The sequence below is a fragment of the Microbacterium deminutum genome (assembly GCF_039530205.1).
Taxonomy (GTDB): domain Bacteria; phylum Actinomycetota; class Actinomycetes; order Actinomycetales; family Microbacteriaceae; genus Microbacterium; species Microbacterium deminutum.
This window is the reverse complement of sequence record NZ_BAAAOG010000022.1, coordinates 1-1,313: the sequence shown is the minus strand read 5'-3', so window position 1 is coordinate 1,313 and position 1,313 is coordinate 1. Positions and strand designations below refer to the sequence as shown.

Here is a 1,313-nt window from a genome sequence, read left to right as displayed (position 1 = left end):
GTTTCTCCTATGTCAAGTCTTAGGCCGCGAGGGGGAGGCTCGCGGGGATCTGGCTCGGTTGCTGGTCGGCGGTGAGGGCGTTGAAGACCGTGCGGGCGAGGCGGCGTTTCAGGCAGCGTAGGGCTTCGAAGGTGGAGTCGCCGGTGTCGATTCGCTTCCGGTAGTAGACGCGTCCCAGGCCGTCGAGTCGGATCTGGGTGACCGCGATGCGGTGCAGCGCCGCGTTGAGCTGGCGGTTCCCGGTTCGGCTCATCCTGACCCGACCGCGGGTGGTCCCTGACCACACCGGGAGGGGTGCAACGCCGGCGTTCATCGCGAAGCATGCCTCGGACCGGAACCGGGTCGCGTTCGCGGTCTCCCCAGCGATCTTCGCCGCAGCCAGCGGGCCGCATCCCGGGATCGCGAGCAGGTGTGGGTAGCGGGCTTCCACGAGAACGATGATTCGCTTCTCCAAGTCGTCGGCTTTCCGGCTGACCAGGCTGATGTCGGTGAGGATGTCCCGGGCGATCTCCGCGACCAGCCCATCGCGGCCGGTCAACCAGCCGGCGACACGCTCGCGTTGCGCCCGAATCCGCAGCGACTTCGCGGGGACCTCGAACTCGGGGTCCAGTTCGTGCAGGTGCCAGCGCAGCCGGTTGATCTGCCGAGTTCGCTCGCTGACCAGGTCTTCTCTGCGGTCCACGAGCAGCTTCAACTCTCGCGTCGACTCATCGTGCGACGCGGCCGGCAGGTCCGGTTCCCGCAGCACCGCCCGAGCGACAGCAAGAGCGTCGATCGGATCCGACTTCCCCCGCTCACGGGCAGACGCGCGAGCCTGTGCCATCAGTTTCGGCGGCACCCGCACCACCTGCTGCCCGGCCCCGAGCAGATCCCGCTCGAGCCGGGCCGACAGATGCCGGCAATCCTCGATTCCCCACCGCAGCTCATCACCGAACTGGGCTCGCGCCCACCGCAGCGCGCCGTCGTGACCGGTCGTGGTGGCCCGCACCGTCTTCTCGCCGAGCTTGCGACCGACCTCGTCGACCGCGACGAACGTGTGTGTGGCCTTGTGGACATCCGCGCCAAGGACGATCACCATGGAAATCGTCTCCTTCCAACTGATCCGAATGGGACAGGTTGGGCCGGTCGGCGGACAAACCTCAGTCGGGGGCGTCGCCACGCTCCTATCAAGTCACGCCGGCCGGTCCATCACACCCGGCATCGGCAAAACGCATGAACGCCAACCCCAACGGGAGCGGCAGGGACGCTACGAGCCAGACACCAGGTGATCAGGATCCAACCACCGCAACGCGGCACTGTCACCCTGACACTGA

1 protein-coding gene is annotated in these 1,313 nt (G+C 67.3%); it reads right to left on the bottom strand.

Going from position 1 to position 1,313, the window contains the following annotated elements; genetic code table 11:
- Positions 1-19: 19 nt before the first annotated feature.
- Positions 20-1,078: an IS110 family RNA-guided transposase gene (locus tag ABD212_RS18950; RefSeq protein ID WP_344097777.1), complete on the bottom strand. Its 1,059-nt coding sequence runs from the start codon at positions 1,076-1,078 to the stop codon at positions 20-22.
- Positions 1,079-1,313: the final 235 nt, after the last annotated feature.

Excerpts from the sequence above, each read along its gene's own strand:
- ABD212_RS18950 (WP_344097777.1), bottom strand. The coding sequence starts at position 1,078 with ATGGTGATCGTCCTTGGCGCGGATGTCCACAAGGCCACACACACGTTC.